Origin of the sequence: Pseudomonas sp. RA_15y_Pfl1_P11 (assembly GCF_963970975.1) — a bacterium.
GTDB classification, from domain to species: Bacteria; Pseudomonadota; Gammaproteobacteria; order Pseudomonadales; family Pseudomonadaceae; genus Aquipseudomonas; species Aquipseudomonas tritici.
Genome location: NZ_CAXAOY010000052.1, coordinates 1 through 1,308 on the forward strand (window position 1 = coordinate 1; position 1,308 = coordinate 1,308).

Below are 1,308 nucleotides of genomic sequence, written 5' to 3' on the forward strand. Positions count from 1 at the left end.
GGTTCTTCACGGAATCACGGGAAAGACAGAAACAAGAACGCCGATTTGATGGATGATGTTCGTGCGAGCAAACACATCTAAAAAACCGGCGTTCTTATGCGTGATATTAATACTTTTCTTCCCTTTTGGGAGGGCTTTTCTGTCGTCACGATCAAACCTGACGGCGATGCCCTTCAAATCGACCTGATCCCCCAGGCCACGCGATTTCCCATCTGTGGTGGGTGCCAAAAGCTCTGCTCAACAACTCATGAGTACTGCGATCGAGTCGTACGGGACTTGCCGATTCTCGGTCGCGCAGTCCGCCTCAACGTGCAGCTCAGGCGTGTTAGTTGCCGTGATTGTGGCAAGCGCATGGAAGCCGTCAGTTGGCTGGATCGCTACGCCCGCATGACGCGCCGGTTGGCAGAGGCCGTTATTCGAGCCTGCGAACGCCTTCCTACACTGCATGTTGCGCAAATGTTCGGGATGCACTGGGAGACCGTTCGGTTGCTGGAGCGGCGCGCTCTGCAAGCGGCGTTGAGTGCCTTACCCAAGGCCCAGCCAAGGCGCTTGATAATGGATGAGTTCGCGTTATTCAAAGGTCATCGCTACGCCAGCGTGGTGTTGGACGCTGATACTCGACGAGTAATTTGGATCGGCGAAGGCCGTAGCCGAGCGGCAGTCAGACCGTTTTTCAAAGAACTGGGGCCAGAGGGGTGCGCCCGAATTGAAGCGGTAGCGATGGACATGAACACGGCTTATGACCTGGAAGTTCGCCAACACTGCCCAAAAGCACGGGTGATTTATGACCTTTTCCATGTGATCGCCAAATATGGCCGAGAAGTGATTGATCGTGTTCGCGTTGACGAAGCAAACCGACTGCGCCATGACAAGCCTGCTCGAAAGGTCATAAAGCAAGCACGATGGTTGCTATTGCGTAACCCGGAGAACCTGAAAAAGCCGGAACAGCAGGTTCATTTACAGGATCTGCTGGCCGCCAACCAATCGTTAATGACGGTCTACTTGATGAAGGCCGAGCTCAAAATGCTCTGGGCACCGAGCGATGCCTGGGACTGGAGATCAGCCTGGAAGCAGTGGCTGCGTCACGCTCAAGAAAGCGAAATACCCGCCCTGATCCAATTCGCAAAGAGACTAAAGGGCTACTGGCGGGGCATCGTGAGCCGGGTACGCTGGCCAATGCACACTGGTCAGTTGGAAGGAATAAACAATCGAATAAAGGTCATCAAACGAATGGCGTACGGTTACCGGGACAGCGAGTTCTTCTTCATGAAGATCAAGAGTGTCTTTCCCGGCAATCCGTGAAGAACC

The 1,308-nt window shown here is 54.0% G+C and carries 1 protein-coding gene; it reads left to right on the forward strand.

Features of this window, described 5'->3' with window-relative positions; translation table 11 throughout:
- Positions 1 to 96: 96 nt before the first annotated feature.
- Entirely contained in the window at positions 97 to 1,302 is a 1,206-nt protein-coding gene (locus tag AACY44_RS27550) for an ISL3 family transposase (protein WP_339427109.1), read from the forward strand.
- Positions 1,303 to 1,308 lie beyond the last annotated feature (6 nt).